This is a genomic window from Mycobacterium sp. 29Ha, assembly GCF_032883055.1.
Lineage (GTDB): Bacteria > Actinomycetota > Actinomycetes > Mycobacteriales > Mycobacteriaceae > Mycobacterium > Mycobacterium gallinarum.
In genome coordinates this window covers 81381-95137 of sequence record NZ_JAMQTI010000015.1, presented here as the reverse complement: position 1 = coordinate 95137, position 13757 = coordinate 81381, and the positions used below count along the sequence as shown (strand labels likewise).

12 protein-coding genes are annotated in these 13757 nt (G+C 64.6%); 4 read left to right on the top strand and 8 right to left on the bottom strand.

What is annotated here, in order from left to right:
- Positions 1 to 5: 5 nt before the first annotated feature.
- Both M1248_RS20030 and M1248_RS20025 read right to left on the bottom strand, forming a co-directional pair.
- Positions 6 to 1472 (bottom strand): APC family permease, encoded by a 1467-nt coding sequence (locus M1248_RS20030; protein WP_163688838.1) that lies wholly within the window; start codon positions 1470 to 1472, stop codon positions 6 to 8.
- A 167-nt stretch (positions 1473 to 1639) separates the two neighbouring features.
- A complete protein-coding gene (locus M1248_RS20025) occupies positions 1640 to 2266 on the bottom strand; it encodes a class I SAM-dependent methyltransferase (RefSeq protein WP_317149507.1) in 627 nt (208 codons plus the stop codon).
- A gap of 331 nt (positions 2267 to 2597) precedes the next feature.
- On the opposite strand from M1248_RS20025, the gene M1248_RS20020 reads away from it, so the two are divergent.
- Positions 2598 to 2984: a DUF4174 domain-containing protein gene (locus tag M1248_RS20020; protein WP_317149506.1), complete on the top strand. Its 387-nt coding sequence runs from the start codon at positions 2598 to 2600 to the stop codon at positions 2982 to 2984.
- A 119-nt stretch (positions 2985 to 3103) separates the two neighbouring features.
- Positions 3104 to 3658: a CIA30 family protein gene (locus M1248_RS20015; RefSeq protein WP_235690129.1), complete on the top strand. Its 555-nt coding sequence runs from the start codon at positions 3104 to 3106 to the stop codon at positions 3656 to 3658.
- A gap of 108 nt (positions 3659 to 3766) precedes the next feature.
- On the opposite strand, the gene M1248_RS20010 is transcribed toward M1248_RS20015, so the two are convergent.
- A complete protein-coding gene (locus M1248_RS20010; protein ID WP_163688834.1) occupies positions 3767 to 4762 on the bottom strand; it encodes a GlxA family transcriptional regulator in 996 nt (331 codons plus the stop codon).
- Positions 4763 to 4912: 150 nt separating this feature from the next.
- Between M1248_RS20010 and M1248_RS20005 the strand changes: the two genes are divergently transcribed.
- Complete coding sequence (locus M1248_RS20005; protein ID WP_317149505.1) at positions 4913 to 5905, top strand: zinc-dependent alcohol dehydrogenase family protein; 993 nt, start codon at positions 4913 to 4915, stop codon at positions 5903 to 5905.
- Positions 5906 to 5969: 64 nt separating this feature from the next.
- Here M1248_RS20005 and M1248_RS20000 read toward each other — a convergent pair whose 3' ends face one another.
- The 4 genes from M1248_RS20000 to M1248_RS19985 are packed head-to-tail and all read right to left on the bottom strand — an operon-like array spanning position 5970 to position 10972.
- The gene (locus M1248_RS20000; RefSeq protein WP_317149504.1) at positions 5970 to 6557 is read right to left on the bottom strand and encodes a carbonic anhydrase; all 588 of its coding nucleotides are present in this window, start codon (positions 6555 to 6557) and stop codon (positions 5970 to 5972) included.
- Positions 6558 to 6579: 22 nt separating this feature from the next.
- Positions 6580 to 6879: a P-II family nitrogen regulator gene (locus tag M1248_RS19995; RefSeq protein ID WP_232076219.1), complete on the bottom strand. Its 300-nt coding sequence runs from the start codon at positions 6877 to 6879 to the stop codon at positions 6580 to 6582.
- Between the two features lie 17 nt (positions 6880 to 6896).
- The gene (locus tag M1248_RS19990) at positions 6897 to 9455 is read right to left on the bottom strand and encodes a DUF2309 domain-containing protein (RefSeq protein ID WP_317149503.1); all 2559 of its coding nucleotides are present in this window, start codon (positions 9453 to 9455) and stop codon (positions 6897 to 6899) included.
- Positions 9452 to 10972: a proton-conducting transporter membrane subunit gene (locus M1248_RS19985; RefSeq protein ID WP_317149502.1), complete on the bottom strand. Its 1521-nt coding sequence runs from the start codon at positions 10970 to 10972 to the stop codon at positions 9452 to 9454. Before M1248_RS19985 ends, M1248_RS19990 begins: the two co-directional genes overlap by 4 nt.
- Positions 10973 to 11267: 295 nt before the next feature.
- On the opposite strand from M1248_RS19985, the gene M1248_RS19980 reads away from it, so the two are divergent.
- Positions 11268 to 12257 carry a TerC family protein gene (locus M1248_RS19980; protein WP_232076220.1) on the top strand — a complete coding sequence of 330 codons (990 nt, stop codon included), beginning with the start codon at positions 11268 to 11270 and terminating at the stop codon, positions 12255 to 12257.
- 290 nt (positions 12258 to 12547) lie between these two features.
- Here M1248_RS19980 and M1248_RS19975 read toward each other — a convergent pair whose 3' ends face one another.
- On the bottom strand, positions 12548 to 13690 hold the full coding sequence (locus tag M1248_RS19975) for a hypothetical protein (RefSeq protein ID WP_232076221.1): 1143 nt from the start codon (positions 13688 to 13690) through the stop codon (positions 12548 to 12550).
- Positions 13691 to 13757: the final 67 nt, after the last annotated feature.

Genomic DNA, 13757 nt, shown 5'->3' with positions numbered 1-13757 from the left:
GCGCTTTACCGGCTACTCGAGCCCGTCGCCAGCGCTCGACGCTCCTTTAGCGCGTCGAGCAACCGATGTTCAGCGTCTTCGCCCGGCTTGATACGCGTTGGGATGCGAAGTAGAAAGAACGCGCCGAGCGCCCACCAGGCACCGAACAGGATCCACGGCGGCACGTCGAGGAACGCCGGCATGCCCGGCAGGTAGAGGCTCAGCAGCCCAACGCACAGCACGACGGCGGCGCCGCCGATCAGCAGGCCGCCGTTCCCCTTGCCCCCCACCCGGAGCGGTCGGTCCATCAGCGGCTCCCGGCGGCGCAGGACGACGAAGACGACCGCCACCAGCAGGTAGGCGATGACGATGCTGGGAGAGCCGGAGTCGACGAGCCAGCCGAGCATCGCCTCGCCGAGGAACGGGGCGACGAAGGACAGGCCACCGACGAACAGCAGTGCGTTGATCGGGGTGCGGAACTTCGGGTGCAGCTTGCCGAACCAGGCGGGCAGCATGCCCGAGCGCGCCATCGAGTACATCAGACGCGAGGCGCCGAGCAGCAGCGAGTTCCACGACGTGAGGATGCCGGCGATGCCGCCCGCGATCAGGAGCTTCGCCATGAAGTCGCTGCCGAACATCGCGCCGAACGCGTCCGCGGTGGCGATATCCGCCTCCCCGAGCTCGGCGGCGCTCATCGCCGACGAGGTGGTCAGAATGGTCATGACGTACCAGATGGAGGCCAGGAACACGGCGATGACGACCAGGCGTCCGATCTGACGCGCAGGGATGTTCACTTCCTCCGCGGACTGCGGGATGACGTCGAATCCGACGAACAGAAAGGGCACCACGACGAGAACGGCGAAAAACCCTGCGGTGCCGCCGGTGAAGAGCGGCTCCATGTTGTTCGTCGAGCCGCCGGTGAAGGATCCGACAACCAGCATCAGGCCGATGACCAGCAGCAGCACCACGACGAACGTCTGTGCCACACTCGCGAACTTGACGCCGAGGATGTTGATCGTGGTGATGATCGCCGCGGCGATCGCGCCGACCAGTGCCCAGGTGAGATAGACCTGGCTGCCCGCGACCTCCCACAACGGAACCTGGTTGAGGCCGGGAAATAGATACAGCGCGGTTCTGGGCAGAGCCACCGCCTCGAACATCACGATGGTCACGTAACCGCCGACGATGCCCCACGAGCCGACGAACGACCACCGGGGTCCCATGCCGCGAAGCAAAAAGTTGTGCTCACCTCCGGCCTTGGGCATGGCCGCCGTGAGCTCGGCGTACGTCAATCCGACCACGCCCATGATCGCCCCGCCGGCGAGCATCGCCAGCACCGCGCCGAGCGAGCCCGCAGACCCGATCCAGTCTCCGGTGAGCACCACCCAGCCGAATCCGATCATGGCACCAAAGCCGAGGGCTAATACATCCCAATTGCCGAGGACCTTCAGCAGAGAGGCGTCTTCGGTTTTATCGACTGCGTTTCTCTCCATTGAGAACACACCTTTCAGGTGCTCGTCTTGGCTACCGCTAAGGGCTGAACTCAAGCTAGCCGATTGTCGGTCCTCGTCGATTGCCAAACGGCGCAAGCAGCAGGGCGATGGGAATGCGTGGCCTCGGGTTTCGACCAGCCGTGCCACCGGGCGATTTCAGCCGGCTGTCAGCGAGACGAGCTCTGCGGATTCACCCAGCGCCACTGTCGGGTGGAGCATTCCTGGGCATCGGGAACGCGATCCCGCACTGCCGCAACCACACCCGGCCACCACTGCTCGTCGTAGTCGTCCCCGGAGAGCCATCCGCCCGGCGCCACCTTCGGTAGCCAGCCGTCAATGTCGGCGAGCACGCTGTCGTACTCGTGGCGGGCGTCGAGGTGAACCCAGGCCAGGGACCCGTCGGCGAAGAGCGCGGCGGCCGCCGGTGACGGGCTTACCAAGAGGTGTACCCGGTCGGCGAAACCACACGCGATGACGTTGCGGTGCAACTGCCCGGCCAGGGTGCCGCCCCCATCGGCGACGGCGGCGGCATGAGAGTCCTTGTCCGCGGTACCCTCGCGTCCGCTGCCGCGGCAGTAGTCGACGCCGACCACGGTGAAGTCGCGATTCGCCTCGCGCACCACCTCGGCCAGTGAACACAGACTGCGACCCAGGTAGGAGCCGACCTCGACGAACGTGCTGCCGTCCGCGAAGGTGGTCACCGCCTCCTCCTGCAGGTCACGCCAGCCGAACCAGCCGTGGATCTGCGACCAGTGCGATATCGGTGCATTGTGGTCTTCGGCCTGTGGATTCACGTGTCAGATCCTTTCGGCAGGACCCGAGGGTACCGTCAGTTCCCAAACTCGTTGTCACTGTGCGGTTCTTACGGCGCGCTCACGCAGAGCGTCACACATGTGCTCATTGATTTGTCTTATCTCGTCCTGTCTTTATCGACCGCTTCGTGAGGGACCGAACCCTCGTCTCCTGCGTCGTTTAGGCGTCCGCGTGGCGATACTCGACAGGCTGTCGTCACCAGCATGAGTCAGTACAGTCGAAATCATCATGGTAAAGAAGCCCAGCATTCGCCAATTGGCGCTCGTTCTAATGGTGTTGGTAACGAGCATTGCCCTCGGATCGGCTACCGCCGTGGCCGACGAACTCGGTGACTATCGGTGGGAACGTCGCCCTCTGCTGGTGTTCGCGCCGACAGACAGCGATCCACGGCTCGTTGAAACGCTGGGCCGAATCGAGGCCAGGCGATGTGACTTTGTCAGCCGCGACATGGTGCTTGGCCTGGTGGTCACCGAGGGAAACAGCACGCTAGATGGTCAAGCCATCAACGCCGATGAGTCACAACGGCTTAGAGACCGACATGCGATCGGCGAGAACGCCTTCAGCGTCGTGCTGATCGGGAAAGATGGCGGCGAAAAACTGCGCGTCAACGAGGTACCGGACCTCTCCGCAATCTATGCGGTGATCGATGGCATGCCCATGCGAGGCCGCGAGATGAATGCCAACCCGAGTCGGTGTTGATGTCAGCTCGGCGAGGGTACCGACGTGGGCAATTCAGCGTGTTGTTCGCCTGCTTGGCGCTTCTGACGGTGTCATGCGGAAGCACTGGGCGAACCGTCGACCCAGACGAGACGACGAACGTGGCGCAGACTCCCCAATCGTCCTCGCAAGCACCCCGGCCAGAAGCACCTGGCGCCGTTCTGGTCGACCTCGACGACGCCGGCGAGGTGGCCACCTGGGCCACGGTCAACGACCCCGTGATGGGCGGCATGTCCACCTCGAGAATCGCGTTCGCCGATGGTGGTCTCGTGTTCTCCGGCAACATCTCGCTGCAGAACAACGGCGGATTCGCCTCGGCCCGCAGTCCGCAGGATCCCGATATCGGCTTACGCGCAGCGGGGGCGAAGTCGCTGCGCGTGCACGCGGTGGGCGACGGTAAGACCTACCTATTGAAGGTGGGCACTGCGGGGCAGCCATGGTCCTACGTCCAGCGCTTCGCGACCGAGGCCGCCGTCCAGCGGATCTACGATCTGCCCGTTGAGGGCTTCGAGCCGGTTGGCATGCGACTCGATCCCGCACCCGACGCGCCGCAGACTCTGGACCCGTCAAGCATCAGCCAGGTGTCGCTCTACATTCTCGACAAACAGCAAGGCCCCTTCGAACTCACTGTCAGCAAGATCGATGCCACCTCCTGATTGCCCCTCCCGCAACAGGTTCCATGGCGGCTGCGTCATTCAAGCCGGGCGTAAGAGCGGGCACGGGTCCGCTGCGCGCTGCGGTGCCTGCGGTCGTGAACGCGTGAACTAGCTTCGGCCCACTGCGATTCGAGACACAGGGATGGGCTTTGCGGCCAGTGCCCCGCCAGAAAAGGTGGCCCGATACTCGGAAGGGGACACATCGACGATCCTGCGGAAGTGCAGCCGCAGGTTAGATCCGGTTCCGAGGCCGACCTGATCCGCGATCTGGTCGACGGACAGCCGCGTGCTCTCCAGAAGCTCTCGGGCGGCGTCGACCCGAGCGCGCAAGATCCACTGCAACGGAGTGCTGCCGGTCTCTTCGGCGAAGCGACGCAGGAACGTACGCGGCGACATTCGCGCGTGCGCCGCGAGATCATCGATGGTGAGCGGCTGGTCGAGCCGCGCCATGACCCATTCGCGGGTCGCGGCCAGAGTGTCACCCCGGGGCGCGGAGCTGTTCTTCGGCAGATACTGGGCTTGCCCTCCGCTCCGATGGGGCGCAGTCACGAGGCCGCGGGCAATCTCGTTCGCCGCGGTGACACCGAGGTCGCGTCGCACGATGTGCAGGCACAGGTCGAGTCCGGCGGCGGCACCCGCCGAGGTGAGGACGGGTCCTTCGTCGACGAAGAGCACGTTCGGCTCGACCGTGATCTCGGGGTATCGCTCCGCCAGCTGCTCGGCCGCGTCCCAGTGCGTCGTCGCACGGAGACCGTCGAGCAGGCCGGCCTCGGCGAGGGCGAAGGCGCCGTAGCAGATCGACGCGATCCGCACGCCGCGCGATGCCGCGCTCCGAAGTGCTTCGTGCACCTTTGTCGGTACCTGTCGACCCGCCGGTGCGTAGCCCGGGACGATGATCGTGTCGGCTCCGGCCAGCGCCTCCAAGCCGCGAGAGACGGCGTACCCGAAGCCCCCGTGAGCCGGCACCGTTCCAGCATCAACCCCGCAGAGCGAAACGTCATAGGGAAACCCCGTCTCGGGATGGAACACCTCCGCCGGGATGCCGACGTCCAGGGGAAGAGCACCGTCGAGCACGAGGACCACAACGTGATGGGGTCGGCTCACCACAGAAACGCCTCGCTGTCACTATCCTCGCGCATATTGGCAATCTTGCCACTGGAGCATGCATCGCCGATAGCGAACACTGAGAGGACATCCGTTCGGGCGCGGTCGCGCCGACACTCCAGATGGGGAGTTCTGATCATTGCTGACACCATGAAGGCCGTCGTCCTCGCCCGTTTCGGCGGTGCCGACGCTTTCGAACTGCGCGCCGTCCCCGTACCGAATGTCCAACCCCGCCAGGTGCGGGTGCGCGTCCATGCGACCGCCGTCAACCCGCTCGACTTTCAGATCCGTCGCGGAGACTACGCAGACTACGTCCCACTCCCTGCGATCATCGGACACGACATCTCCGGCGTGATCGAGGAAGTCGGTTCTCACGTGACCGAGTTCCGCGTTGGCGACGAGGTCTACTACACACCCCAGATCTTTGGCGGCGCCGGTTCGTATGCCGAACAGCACGTTGCCGACGTCGATCTGGTCGGCCGGAAGCCGGAGAATCTCAGCCACCTCGAGGCGGCCAGCCTGACACTCGTCGGCGGGACAGTGTGGGAGGCCCTCGTGACGCGAGCTCAGCTCACCGTGGGTGAGACCATCCTCATCCACGGCGGTGCGGGGGGCGTCGGCTCGATCGCGATCCAGATCGCGAAGGCGATGGGCGCACGCGTCATCACCACCGCGAAAGCGGCCGACCATGACATCGTGCGCTCGCTCGGAGCGGATGCGATGATTGACTTCACGATGATCGACTACGTGGACGCCGTTTCTGAGATGACGCGAGGCCAGGGAGTCGACGTCGTCTTCGATACCATCGGCGGCGACGCGCTCACGAGAAGTCCACTGACGCTTGCAGACTCCGGTCGCGTCGTCAGTATCGTCGACATCGCGCAGCCGCAGAATCTCATCGAGGCGTGGGGCAAGAACGCCGCCTATCATTTCGTCTTCACTCGGCAGAACCGCGGCAAGCTGGACGCACTCACCAACCTGATCGAGCGCGGTCTCGTGAACCCGGTCATCGGCGCGACCCTGCCGCTCGCGAGGATGGGCGAGGCTCATGAGCTCTTGGAAAACAGGCGGTCGTACACACTTCACGGAAAGGTCGCGATCGACGTGGCAGGCGACACTGTCGCGCTGCCCGCTCGCGTCTAGTGGGCCGACGTTGCACCATCGACCCCTGTGTCGGCGGACGGAGACCTCCGCCCGGCGGATCATTTCAAACGAGTTCGACGAGTGTGTCCGTGTTGTCGGCCACTGCTCCGAACGTTGCGTGGACACGGATCTGTCGGTCGGCAGATCCATATGTCGCACAGACGATTCCGCAGGCTTGGGTGTCGATTCGGCTGGAGATCACCGGCGAGCGTTGCATGAGCGCGACACCGGTTTCGACGATGTGTGCTGCGGCGACCGACTCGACTGAGTCGGCGGGTGTACCGCGGCTTACGACAGACAGGAGCGCGTGTTCGACGGCGGGGCGCATCGCCCCGTCGGGCATTTCGGCGGTTTCCCATGCGCGTAATGCTGCATGCATGGCCGGGCAGTCGTCGTGGCCGAGGGCAACGATCAGCGGAACCTCAAGCGTCTCAACGGCGTACTCGATGCTGCCCAGCACGCTGGTGTCGAGGAGATGCCCCCAGGTACTGATGTCGATCAGCGAGCCCGAGGGCTGGCTGAACACCTCTTCGTTGGAGAAGTGGATGTCGGAGCATCGGAAGACCGCGGCGATGGGTTGATTTGGTAGCTGCCCGAACAAACTTCGGTTGCCCGCGCGTAGTTGCTCCCAGGCGAGAAGTGGGGTGGTCATGGTGGTGTCCTTTCCTTTGTTGTCAGTTGAAATACTCGGGGCGGCTGACATAGGTTTCTGTCACGAACATCACGCCCGATGAAGCGTCCAAAAGCGGACGCAGACCGGCGAGCAGTGCCTCGACTTTGCTGTCGGGCACCACGGTGATGATCAGTTCGAGGGTGGCCTGCTGGTTGAACAACAGTCGGCCTTGGTGGAAACCGTGATGACCAAGACCGGAGACACCCGACAGGCTGGTGTAGCCGGTGGCGCCGACGCTACCGATGAGTTCTCGGACGGCCGGCGCATCGTTTCCGGTCACGACGACCTCTATCTTCGTCATTTTGGTGAGAACAGGTGTCATCCGATCATCTCCTCGTTGTAAACGGTTTCGCGACACTGGGTTTCGGTCCAGTCCTGCCAGCCGGCTCGAGTCCAGCGTTGCCAAGGGTCGGTGGCTTGTTCGCGGGCGGCCAAGCAGACCCAGTCGTTACCAAACATCTGTTGCAGAATGGGATTGCGCGCGACGACCACGTCGATGCGTTCAAGAGGTGCCTGCACGATCGCGAGTAACCGTTGCGGCTCGTGCACAAGGCGGTCCTGATGTGCGACCGACTGCCACGGAAGGCCCAGGCGTAAGTCGCCGACGTGGCCGGCGACGACTCCGGCGTTTCCGACGACGTTGTGCACAGTCTTGGTGCCTGCGCCGAATACATCGGGGGCGACGGTGGAGAAGTAGTACTGGCAGTTGATCCATTGAGCCACCACGAGTGGCGCGGTGAGGATCGTTTCCAGTGCAGTGCCGTCGGGGTCGATGGCGGCGTCGTAGGAGTGCAGGAAGGTGCGTCGTTGTAGGTCGATGCCGCGGGTCAGTTCCCTTGGCGCGATGATGAATGCGGCGTTTCCCGCCAGCGCCCATTCGGGGTAGACCTGGGCCCAGTCCACCGATCGGCGTCCGACGTGTCGTCCCGCGGCGCGCGGTGACATGCTGCGGGCGCCGGGCAGTGTGGTGCAGCGTTCGGCGGCCAGGGCACGGCCGGCGCGGGCGAGGTCTGCTTCGAGACGGTCGATATCGGCGCGGTGGCTGGGGGGAATGAGGTGCGTGTCCAGGACGGTGACCCGATCGGTGGCCGTGTCATGTAGAGCCGCCACGACGCGGGTGTGTTCGGGTATGGCGATGCCCATCGAGCGCAATTCGCTGCGCACATCGGCCTGGTTGAGGATCAGCGCGGCGGTGCGCGCGTTAGGACCGCCGCCTTGACCGCCACAGGCGCCGCAGTCCAGCGAAGCCTGGTAAGGATTGTTCTCGGTGACGCTGTGGTGGCCGCACAACACGATCAGGCGACCGAACTCTGCTGTCAGTCCGATGGTTTTGAGGGTCACTTGCGCGAAAAGAACCCGTTCGGCGAGCGACATAGATTCCACGTTCAGTTGAGTCTTTGCGGAGGGCGCTATTGCGTTACGCAGCGTGCGCCGTAGGTTGCCGACGGCGGTGGGGGTCAGGGTTTTGGCGACCGACAGTGGGGCCGCGATCCAGCCGGCGGCTTCGGCGAGAACATAGGGCGCTGCCAGCGACTCCTTTGCGGCGTGAAAAGCTGATTCGACCCCGGCCAGGTCCCTGGTTCCCGTTACTCGGCGGGCGGCTTCGCTGTTGGCTCTGGGTGCCGGTTGCTCGGCCACGTGATGCCTGGGCGCGATCAGCACCGGGCACAGGTCGGCCGGTTCTCCACCCAACAGATCGCTGAATCGGATGGCCACGGCGAAGAAGCCGGCGAACCCGAAGGTCTGATATCCGCCGCACGCTTCGAGGCGCCGACGCAGTCCCTCCGAGCGGGTGTCGATACAGGTGACGAAGTGCGTATGTGCGGGGGGCGAGGCGGGCGGCCGATGCGATTGCAGCTTGCCCAGTAGCTGGTCGCGGTAATGGTCCTCGAAGGCGCTCTGCCACAAGATGACTCGAACAGGAACCGGTGCTGCGGACAGAATTCGCGCGGCTGTGACGATCTCGTTGTCCGTCGCCTCAGTGATGCCCCACACGCGCAGCAGGTGCTCGACGCGCTGCCTGGCGGTTGGCGTCGCTTGCCCCGGGGGCGCTGTCGCACCTTGCCAATTGTGGTGCTGCATAAGCGCCGCTTCGTAACTCAACCGCATCGCCTGGTACTGCAACAGGTCGATGCCGACGCCTCGGTCACCGCACCATTGCACATGCGCAGCCCAGCCGGGCAGTCGCGTCAAATGGGCTTGCAGATAGGTGATCCGGGCGTCGTCGTCGACGCCGAGGGCGTCCAAGGCTTGTAGCGCGGCGTCGTCGGGACGTTCGGCGACGCCACGCAGTGCGGTGCGCGCGGTCCGCGGCAGAGTCCGGTCACCGGGCGCGAGGGTGCGCCACGCCGCGTAGAAGCCACGTTCTCGCCCGGGCATCGGCCAGCTGGCGTGGCCCAGGAACGCCGCCGACCACTTCGAGGTGAGCGCGTCGACGGTGTGGGCCACGTCGGGGGCGAGTTCCTCAGCGCGCAGGCGGTAGCGCCGGATCGGGTCTGGGCACGGCTGGCCATGCAGCAGATCGGCCCGCAGCAGATCGGTGGCGGTGAGGGTGCGCTCGGCCAGTCGCAGATCGGGTTCCTCGGCCAGGATCGGGTAACGACGCAGCAGCGCCTTGTCCAGATCGGTGTCGGTGATCCGTCCGCGGCGGTACAGGGAGCGAAAGGTGCTTTCCGGCAGAGTGCCAGGCGTTCCGTATAAGTCGCCCGCCCGCCGGATGGCCTGTTCGAACGGCATCTCTTGCAGACCTGCGAGAGGGTTGACGGCGATGAACGTGCTCAACGGGTAGTGGGTGGGTAGCACACGTGCAGACAGCCGGATATCGCTGCGAAGCCGGGCGCGGCGGGAATCGGTTGAGGTCGAGGCGGTTTCGGTCATCGGCGCGCTCCTGATGTGGTGGGGTTGATGGTTCCGACGCTGAGGGCGTTGGTGTAGACGAGGCGGTGCGCAGGGTTGGCCGGAGAAGACATCCGCACACCCGCAAGGGCAGCGAGCAGGATCACCGCCGTCCCGACGACCGCCCACACGACGGGTGGCGGAACTGTGGCGGCGGGCAGTGCCGGGGCGAGAAAAGCGCTGACCGCGTTGATGATTGCGACATAGGCCAAGGCGGCAAGCAGCAGAAAAGCCGCGGCACTGAGCGCGCCGGTGACGTCGGGCCGGCGTTGCAGCCAACCCCAGGTGACGGCGGCCCCGGTCACCCACGCGAACAACAGCAGGGCCTGTTCGGCGTGGTGAGGGGTCCCGCTGGGAACCAGCAGCGTAGCGACGGACAGCGTGATCGCCGGCAAAGCGAGCGCGCAGACCGCGGACAGCCATCGGCGACGTCCGGTCATCCGGGGCGCGGCCGGCAGTGCCGCGTGCCGGCGGCCACGCGCGATCGCCGAACCAGAGGACAAGAACAGGGTGGCTTTGTAGAAGCCGTGGGCAATCAGGTGTAACACCGTGGCCGCCCACAGACCCAGTCCGCAGGTCAACATCATGAAACCCATCTGGGCCATCGTCGAATAGGCGAGTGCGCCTTTGATGTCCGGCTTGACAAGCATGATGGCCGCGCCGACGGCCATGGTGGCGGCTCCGGCAGTGACGATGAGGACGGCCGCTAACGCGGGACTGGGCAGCGGGCTCAGCCTGACCAACAGAATTCCGCCGGCGTTGACGACCCCGGCGTGCAGCAGCGCAGATACCGGTGTGGGCGCGGCCAAGGTGGCCGGCAGCCAGCGGTGAAAGGGGATCTGCGCCGAGCGCGATAAGGCAGCGATCACGATCAGGATGGCGACGACCCCCGCTACCGGCCCCCCAATCTGGGCGGTGACACCGTCGCTCAGGGCGACAGAGCCTGTGGAAAGACTGATCAGTGCAACAGCCACCCACAGTGCCGCATCACCGATCAAGAATGCCGTGGTGGCACGGCGGACGCCGTCGCGTGCGCTAGGGAGCTCCCGGTAGGTTCCCAACAGCAGGCACAGCGCGACGCCGGCCACCGTCCAACCAACTGCGATGCCCACCAGCGTGGAAGCGCTGACCAACACTGCAGACGCGGCGGTGAGAAGACTGGCCCCGCCGGTGAACCACCCGGCTCGTAGATCCCCCGCTAGGTAACGGATTGCGAACGCCTGCGCCACGGTGCTCACACCGAAGATCAACAAGAACATGACGGCGGCGAGTCGGTCGGCGGTGATGATCGCTACGCCTGCGCCTACCGAGGCGACCTCGCCCCGCGCTGCACCAAAAGTCAGCAATGCGGCGAGGACAAAACCACACCCCGCCGCCGAAGCGCCCAGACGCGCGGTCAACACCGGCGCCCGCCGGCCCAACACCACCGACGTCACGGCCATCAGCAGAGGTGCCGCCACCAGTGCGGCCAATGCCGCCGACTCAGTCCACATCCACATGCGAAGTAAATTACGTGTAATATGATGCGTGTGTCAACATTCGCGATAAAATCGACGTGTCGAGGCGGGTCGCCAGGTCCGTCGCTCTACAAGTTGCCTAAGCTGCAACTCCTGACGATCGCCCGGTGAGCTACTCAGTCCCTAAACGAATTGTTTTTCGTGTGTTAATCTTCCTATGTAGGTGGTGACAGGTGCAGATGGTTTGCACAGGAGACCCATCGGACGTCGATTGGCTTCTGGGCTCCCCGTCAAATCGACTGCCAAGGGCAGTTCCTAACGAAAGGTGCATGTACTGATGACCGACGCGGTAGTCGTTCCGGTGTGGGGCTGGGTCGCGCTGACGGTGGCGATCGGCCTGATGCTGGCAATCGACTTGTTCACGCACCGCGACAACCACGTGATCGGATTTCGCGAGGCCGCTGCGTGGTCGGCGATCTGGATCGCCGCCGGATTGGGCTTCGGCGCGATCGTGTGGTGGGCCTACGGCGGCGAGGTCGCAGGCACCTACTACGCCGGCTACCTCATCGAGAAGGCGCTCTCGGTCGACAATGTGTTCGTCTTCGCGCTGATCTTCACCTACTTCGCTGTCCCTGACCGCTATCAACACAAGGTTCTGTTCTGGGGCGTTGTCGGGGCACTGCTGTTTCGGCTCGTCTTTATCTTCGTCGGTGCCGAGCTGCTGACGGCGTTCTTCTGGACCGCTTACCTTTTCGGAGCATTCTTGCTCTATACCGCCTACAAGATGGCGTTCCAGCACGATGAAGATCTTGAACCGGACAAGAACCTGCTGGTGCGGCTGGTGCGCCGAGTGCTGCCAACCGACCCGAATTATCACGGAGACCGCTTCTTCACCCGCGTCAACGGAAAGCGTGTTGCCACACTACTATTCGTCGTTCTCATCGCTGTCGAGGCCACCGATCTGATCTTCGCTTTGGATTCTGTGGCCGCGGTGTTGGCGATTACTACCAGCACTTTCATCGTATGGACCGCCAACGCCTTCGCCGTGTTGGGGCTGCGCAGTCTGTACTTCTGTCTTTCCGGACTGCTGCGCAGATTCACCCACCTGCACTACGGCTTGGCCGTCCTGCTCGCGTTCGCTGGCGTCAAACTCATTCTCTCCGAGACACCGGTGGGCAAACTGCCCATCCCGTTGACCCTGGGCGTCATCGTCGTCACCCTCACAGCCTCGATTGTGTGGAGCCTGCTGGCCACCCGCACCGAGCCCACGGATGACCACCACGCGGCGGCCGATGACACGGTGCGGGCACCGCGCGACACCACCTGATCCACTACACGGCAGCCTCGCCGACCTGATCGTCGTACGGGTCGGCGAGGTGCTACCGGCGAGGCTTCGATACTCGCCCAAACCCGTTGGGCATATCGCCCTGCATGGGCTCATCACCGGGATCGCTTTGTCACTCGTCGGTGCCGCGCCGCAGCGCCCACCGTCGACGCCCCACTGACGGCGCTGAGCATCGCCGTCACCGCCCTGCTGGAGAATCAACCAGGACCTCTATCCTGCGGCTGATTGCCGAAATCCTCTCGGCGCAAACCACTCCCGAAGCTGTCGGCTCCTCACCGCCGCCGCAGGGTCAGTGCCAGTTGTGTGCCCTCGGGGAGCTGCCCCGTCGGGAGTAAAGCAATCCAGCCGCCACGGCCGAGCACAATTTCGATCAGCTCATCGACCACGTCGTCGATGACGTCGGGGTGGTCGACGTCGTCCGCTGGTATCAGGCTGTCACCGTCTGGCGCGAGACGCGCAGGGTAGAAGAAGTCCTCCTCCACAGCGAGCATTTCGGGTCTTTCCCAGCGGGCGGCCATCCATGCGGAGCCGATATCGCGCAACACGAGGCCTTCATTGGCGCGTCGTTCGATGAGCTCGAGAGCTTCCTGCGTGCGGGACCGGAGATACCCGCTGAGCACCGGCCGAATGAGGTCACTAAGCGTGGCAGCCGAGGTGTTGAGGTGATTGCCGGTGATGAGTCCGGCGAGCCGCGACATGTTGCGCGACATCCGGCGAAATTTCGAGCCGGTCGGCTCGGCGGCAATCAGCACCAGCGGCATGGGGTTCAGCCGTAACGCGGCACCCAACGCGCGGTCGACCCTCCGCAGGAAGTCGTCGTAGCGCTCGGAATCTCGCCCGCCATGCTTGCTGTAGGTGCGGCGGTACACAGGGAAGGCGTTGCCCGGGGCGGGCCTCAACACAGTTCCGTTCCCGTGCAATAGTCGCGCCTCGTCGAGCGACAGCAGAAGCACCGTGTGGCGTGGGGAATGCTGCAGGCTGCGCACAAGATCTCGGGTGGCGAACGTTGGATCGATGACGCACCGATCGACGACCGGGACAGGAAGCGTCACCCGACACTGATGGGCGGGGCTGGCAAAAAGGGCTACCGCGCGGTCGCAACGTTCGCCGGCAGCCCGAGAAATCATGTCTGACAATGCGTCCAGAATTGGATGGCGGTCCTCGATCGCCTCGTCTCGCAGTCGCTGCTCCGCGTCGGCGGTCAGGCGCAATAGCTTTGCCAGGTCATTCTTTTCGAGCCGAGGCCCCGGTGTGGTGTTGGCCAACAGCGAGATGCTGGGATAGGCGCGCATCGCCTGCAGGACGGTCACGGTATCGGCGTTCAGCTGGGCCGCTACGCCGCCTCGGAAGCTGCGCAGCGCCGGTGACGGATCGGCCGAGATCGTGGTGTTGGGGGTGTCATCGGTCAGACTCACGGGTTTCCCATCTGATTGGCGCCGTCACAAACAGCGCTGACAGTTGGTGTGGTCTTCCTCGTCCGCC

Bases quoted from the DNA above. Each gene is read 5' to 3' on its own strand.
- M1248_RS20030 (WP_163688838.1), bottom strand. From the start codon at position 1,472: ATGGAGAGAAACGCAGTCGATAAAACCGAAGACGCCTCTCTGCTGAAG.
- M1248_RS20005 (WP_317149505.1), top strand. From the start codon at position 4,913: ATGAAGGCCGTCGTCCTCGCCCGTTTCGGCGGTGCCGACGCTTTCGAA.
- M1248_RS20000 (WP_317149504.1), bottom strand. From the start codon at position 6,557: ATGACCACCCCACTTCTCGCCTGGGAGCAACTACGCGCGGGCAACCGA.
- M1248_RS19995 (WP_232076219.1), bottom strand. From the start codon at position 6,879: ATGACGAAGATAGAGGTCGTCGTGACCGGAAACGATGCGCCGGCCGTC.
- M1248_RS19990 (WP_317149503.1), bottom strand. From the start codon at position 9,455: ATGACCGAAACCGCCTCGACCTCAACCGATTCCCGCCGCGCCCGGCTT.
- M1248_RS19985 (WP_317149502.1), bottom strand. From the start codon at position 10,972: ATGTGGATGTGGACTGAGTCGGCGGCATTGGCCGCACTGGTGGCGGCA.
- M1248_RS19980 (WP_232076220.1), top strand. From the start codon at position 11,268: ATGACCGACGCGGTAGTCGTTCCGGTGTGGGGCTGGGTCGCGCTGACG.